This is a genomic window from Synechococcus sp. H60.3 (genome assembly GCF_047462295.1).
In the GTDB taxonomy this organism is placed as follows: Bacteria; Cyanobacteriota; Cyanobacteriia; order Thermostichales; family Thermostichaceae; genus Thermostichus.
Genome location: NZ_JANSIY010000145.1, coordinates 1 through 4,929, shown reverse-complemented (window position 1 = coordinate 4,929; position 4,929 = coordinate 1). Strand labels below are relative to the sequence as shown.

Sequence of the window (4,929 nt, the reverse complement as noted above, 5' to 3'; positions counted from 1 at the left end):
ACTTGCACGTAGTGTTTGTAACAAAATACTGGTCAATAAAGTGTATTGGGAAGGGCTAGGCTTTGGCATGATTTGCTGCCTAGAAATTGTGAAGCAATACATCCAGAATCAGTCAGAGGGTGCTATCCATCCCCACCGTATAGACGGTGGGGAATTCCGCACCTTACGTTAAACTGAGGGAGCAAAAGATGGCGGCATCTAGCCTGCCCTTTCCCTCTTTGGAGTGCTCTCGGCCTACTATGCTGCTTTTATCCAAAGAACTGCCCAACCTCGACTACCGCCCCACCCTGCAGCGCTTCGGCGAGGATTGGCGGGATCCCCTTTCAACTCTCTTGGGGTGGGGGCGGGCTGCCGGCGCCGATCTGGTGGAGATCTTCCTGGAGCGGGCTAACTCCATCAGTTGCCTGGCAGAAGACGACACCCTCACCAGCATCACCCCTCGACTTTCCACCGGCGCGGGGGTGCGGGTGTTTCGCGGCCTGGCCGACTGCTACGTCAGCACCAACGATCTCTCCTTTGCCGGCCTCAAAGCTGCTCTAGAAAAAGGCCTGCTCTTGATGGGCCTCACCCCCCCTGGCCCTGCTGCTTTGGTCTGCACCGTCAACCTAGGGCTGCTCCAGGACTACGCCGAGCGCCGCGGTAAAGACGGCTGGCTCAAGGAATGCAGCTCCCTTGCCGAGATGGGGGAGATCCTGCTGCGGGCCAACGCAGAGCTGAAGCGGCAAGCTCACCATGTTCAGTCCCGCCGCACCAACTACTTCCGTGACTGGCAGGAGATCCTGGTGGCCTGCAGCGACGGCACCTTTGTGCGCGACATCCGCCTTACCCAGTCGGTTAGTTCTACCCTGCTCTGTGCCGATGGGGATCATCGCGCTTCCGTTAGCCAGCGCGCAGGGGGCACCAGGGATCCCGACTTTTTGCGCCGCTGGGATCTCGTAGCCCACAGCCAGGAGCTGGCAGAAGCCGCCGGCCAGATGCTCTATGCCGACTATGTGGAATCGGGCACCTACCCGATTGTAATGTCCAACGCCTTTGGCGGCGTCATCTTCCACGAGGCCTGTGGGCATCTCTTGGAAACGACCCAGATCGAGCGCAAAACCACTCCCTTTGCCGACAAAAAAGGCCAGAAAATTGCCCACAAAAACCTCACCGCCTGGGACGAGGGGCTTTCCGAGGGGGCCTTTGGCAGCCTGGACGTGGACGACGAGGGCATGCCCGTCCAGCGCACCCTGCTCATTGAAAAGGGCATTTTGAAAAACTTCCTGGCCGACCGGGCCGGCTCCATGCGCACCGGCCATCCCCGCACCGGCAGTGGTCGCCGGCAAAACTACACCTTTGCCCCTGCCAGCCGCATGCGCAACACCTACATCGCCCCCGGCGACGCCGAACTGGACGACCTGTTTGCCTCTATTGACAAAGGCATCTACTGCAAGCGCATGGGGGGCGGCAGTGTCGGCCCCACTGGCCAATTTAACTTTGCCGTGGAAGAAGCCTATCTCATCCAAAATGGCAAAATCACCAAGCCTCTCAAGGGAGCCACGCTGATTGGAGAAGCCAAGGATATCTTGACCAAGATCTCCATGTGCTCCAAGGATCTCCGCCTGGCGCCTGGCTTCTGCGGTTCTGTCAGCGGCAGCATCTACGTTACTGTGGGCCAGCCCCACATCAAGGTGGACTCTATCACTGTGGGCGGGCGCTAGTTTCAGGGATCCCCCATGGCCTACGACAACATCTGCAAGTACCTGGCGGAGCGCTTTCCGGAGCAGTTTGCCCGTTGGCTGATGGGAGAAGTGGCTGAGCCGGTGCAGGTGCTGCCCACAGAACTGTCGGAGGAGCCCATGCGAGCCGATTCGGTCATTCTGCTAGGGCTACAGCAGGGCATTTTGCATCTGGAATTTCAAACAGATCCGGATCCTGAAATCCCCTTTCGCATGGCCGACTATCGGCTCCGCCTCTATCGGAAATATCCCCAGCTATCGGTGCGGCAGGTGGTCATTTATCTTCGCAAAACGCGCTCGCAGCGGGTCTTCCAAACCTTTTTTCGCCTAGAAAGGCTGAGCCATGAGTTTGAGGTCGTTCGCCTCTGGGAGTGTAACTTGCCAGCCAGGGTCGATTGGCCAGCCCTGCTGCCTTTTCGAGTCTTGAGCCAGGTGGAGGATCCTGGAGAAACCTTACGAGAAGTCGTTGCTGAGCTGGAGCGCTTGCCAGAGTCCAGCGAGCAGCGGGAATTGGCAGCGGCAACAGCCGTTTTGGCAGGACTAGCATTGGATCGGGGCTTGATTCGGCAAATCATGAGGTCCTTGGATATGAGGGAATCGGTGATCTACCAGGAATGGCGGGCAGAAGCTCTGCGGGAGGGGTTGGAAGCAGGGCGCAAAGAAGGCTTGCAACTGGGCTTACAACAGGGCTTGCAACAGGGTTTGCAACAGGGCTTGCAACACGGGGAAGCAACACTGGTTTTGCGGCTTTTGCGGCGGAAGCTGGGATCCCTTGACCCGGCCTTGGAAAACCAGATTTGGGCCTTGCCGCCGTCGCAGCTGGAGGCGCTAGGGGAAGCTTTGTTGGATTTCCACAGCGTGGAGGACTTGACCGCCTGGCTGGCCCGTCGGTAGGGAAGGAGTAGCGATGTTGCAAGTTGAGGCCTTGGCCGAACAGGCGCAAAGCTGTGCCAAACGTTTGGGGATCCCCCAGTTTGATCTCTACGGAGCCGAGGTGGACGAGACCAGCGTGCAGGTGGAGCAGGGGGAGCCCCGTCAGGTAAAAGCCTCTCACCGCTGCAGTGTGACGGTGCGGGCCTGGAACGACCAGGGCCAGGTGGGGGTGACTTCCACCACTGCTGTGGACGAGGCAGGGCTGGAACTGGCTCTGCAGACGGCCTTTGAAGCCAGCCACTTCGGCGTGCGGGAACACGCACCCCAATTGAGTCCAGAAGCGAAGCTGCCCATTCTCCAGCCCTGTAACGACAAAAGGCCGCTGGCGCTGGCCAGCGAGCTTCTAGAGCAACTGCTGGCCGCTGAGAAGGCTTTACTGGGATCCCATCCCGCCATCCAGGGGGTACCCTACAACGGCCTGGCCCAGCGGCAGATCGACCGCTTTTACCTCAACAGCGACCAAGCCCTGCGGCAGGAGGGCCACACCCTGGCCTCGGTCTTTCTCTACGGCAAGGCAGAACAAGAGGGTCGCAAACCCCGCAGCGCCGGCGCTGTGCGGGTGGCCCGCAGTCTAGAGGAGTTGGATATCCAGGGCTGCGTCAAGGAAGCGGCCGAGAAACTCATCAGCCACCTGGAGTACGAGCGGATCCCTTCGGGGAAATACACAGTGGTTTTTTCCGGGGAAGCTTTTTTAAGCCTCTTGGGCGCTTTCTCCAATCTCTTCAACGCCCAAAACATCCTGGACAACCAAAGCCTGTCCACTCCCGACTCACTGGGCAAGCAGATTGCCTCGCCGCTGCTCTCGGTGTGTGATGACGCCTTGCACCCTACCAACGTGAGCGCAATTAGCTTCGACGGCGAAGGCACTCCCACCCGCCGCGTTTCCCTCATCACCAATGGAGTTCTGACCCACTTTTTGCACAGCGCCGGCACCGCCAAACGCCTGGGGGCCCAGCCCACGGGACATGCCAATATCGGCGCCAAGGTGACGGTGGCGGCCCACTACTACCACGTCTTTGCCGGGGCTCCGCCAGAGAGCACCTACGACCTGGCCACGGCTGAGAATGTGGTCTGGATTGACGAGCTGCAGGCTCTCCATGCCGGAGTCAAGCCTCTGCAGGGATCCTTTTCCCTGCCCTTTCAGGGCTGGTGGGTGCGCCAGGGAGAGCGCATCAGTATCGAGGCGGCAACGGTAGCGGGGGATTTTCTAGGACTCTTGCAGTCGATTTTCTACGTCGAGCCGGAGCCCCAAATCACCCCTGCTGGTCTGTGTCCCCGCATTTGGGTAGCCGATCTCTCCATCACCGGGCAGTAGCACCATGAAACTCACCCGCATCGACCTCAACAGTTGGCTAATCCATACCCAGACCCAGACTTTTCTGCTGGATCCGTGGCTGGTGGATCCCTTGGTGTTCTTTGGCCTGCCCTGGTTCATCCGCCTGGAGCACCGCCAGGTGCCGCCCTTCACACCGGAAACCCTGCCCAAACTCGACGCCATCCTCCTCAGCCAGGGCCAGCCGGATCACTGCCACCCCCCCACCCTGCAGCGGCTGAACCGGCAGATCCCGGTTTTCGCTTCTCCAACAGCCGCCCGCGTGGCACGGAGCCTTGGCTTTAAGAGGGTGCAGGCCCTAGATCCCTGGCAGTCAGTGCAGTGGGGAGATCTACACATCACAGCGGTTCCGGGAGCACCCCTAGGGCCGGTGCGGGAGCTGGGCTTTTTGCTGGAGGAGCTGCCGACCCAGACGCGGCTTTACTACGAGCCCCACCTCTCCCAAGCGGATATCCGCCCGCGGCTGCAGCAGGAGTTTGCCCCCATCCACACCCTGCTGATCCCGGTGGTGGGGCAGATCTTTCCCCTCTTGGGCGAGGTGATCATGGGGCCGGAGCGGGCCCTGCAGGTGGTGGCCGCCCTGCGCCCACAGCAGGTGATTCCCACCGCTCTGGGAGAGGTAGATTACCACGGCTGGTTTGCCGCCCAGATCCGCCCTCTAGGGAGCCTAGAGGAGTTCCGGGAAAAGCTGGGATCCCTGAACGCCGCCACTGGCCAATCCATCCGGCTGTGCTGTCCTGCCCCAGGGGAGACGGTATCCCTTCCTGCTGAGGTCAGAGCATGAGCCACCCTTCTCAGCCCAGCCTCGACCTGGTGGCCATCCTGCGGGCCGATTACGCCCGCTTTCCCCGGGATCAAACCTACTCCCTCTACGATCCCCAGGTCTATTTCCGGGATCCCCTCAACGAGTTTCGCGGCCTGGATCGCTACCGGGCCATGATTGCT

The 4,929-nt window shown here is 60.5% G+C and carries 5 protein-coding genes; all 5 read left to right on the top strand.

Annotated features, from left to right (window positions below; translation table 11 throughout):
• Positions 1 to 239 precede the first annotated feature (239 nt).
• Positions 240 to 1,700, top strand: a complete 1,461-nt coding sequence (locus tag NW841_RS11785) for a TldD/PmbA family protein (protein WP_414376836.1) — start codon at positions 240 to 242, stop codon at positions 1,698 to 1,700.
• 15 nt (positions 1,701 to 1,715) lie between these two features.
• Positions 1,716 to 2,612, top strand: a complete 897-nt coding sequence (locus tag NW841_RS11780) for an Rpn family recombination-promoting nuclease/putative transposase (protein ID WP_414364445.1) — start codon at positions 1,716 to 1,718, stop codon at positions 2,610 to 2,612.
• A gap of 13 nt (positions 2,613 to 2,625) precedes the next feature.
• Positions 2,626 to 3,966: a TldD/PmbA family protein gene (locus NW841_RS11775; protein ID WP_414386527.1), complete on the top strand. Its 1,341-nt coding sequence runs from the start codon at positions 2,626 to 2,628 to the stop codon at positions 3,964 to 3,966.
• Between the two features lie 4 nt (positions 3,967 to 3,970).
• Positions 3,971 to 4,768 carry an MBL fold metallo-hydrolase gene (locus tag NW841_RS11770; protein WP_414386525.1) on the top strand — a complete coding sequence of 266 codons (798 nt, stop codon included), beginning with the start codon at positions 3,971 to 3,973 and terminating at the stop codon, positions 4,766 to 4,768.
• The coding region (locus tag NW841_RS11765) for a DUF2358 domain-containing protein (RefSeq protein ID WP_414386529.1) at positions 4,765 to 4,929 on the top strand (165 nt) is incomplete at its 3' end. The genes NW841_RS11770 and NW841_RS11765, both read left to right, overlap by 4 nt.

Bases quoted from the DNA above. Each gene is read 5' to 3' on its own strand.
- NW841_RS11775 (WP_414386527.1), top strand. From the start codon at position 2,626: ATGTTGCAAGTTGAGGCCTTGGCCGAACAGGCGCAAAGCTGTGCCAAA.
- NW841_RS11780 (WP_414364445.1), top strand. From the start codon at position 1,716: ATGGCCTACGACAACATCTGCAAGTACCTGGCGGAGCGCTTTCCGGAG.
- NW841_RS11785 (WP_414376836.1), top strand. From the start codon at position 240: ATGCTGCTTTTATCCAAAGAACTGCCCAACCTCGACTACCGCCCCACC.
- NW841_RS11770 (WP_414386525.1), top strand. From the start codon at position 3,971: ATGAAACTCACCCGCATCGACCTCAACAGTTGGCTAATCCATACCCAG.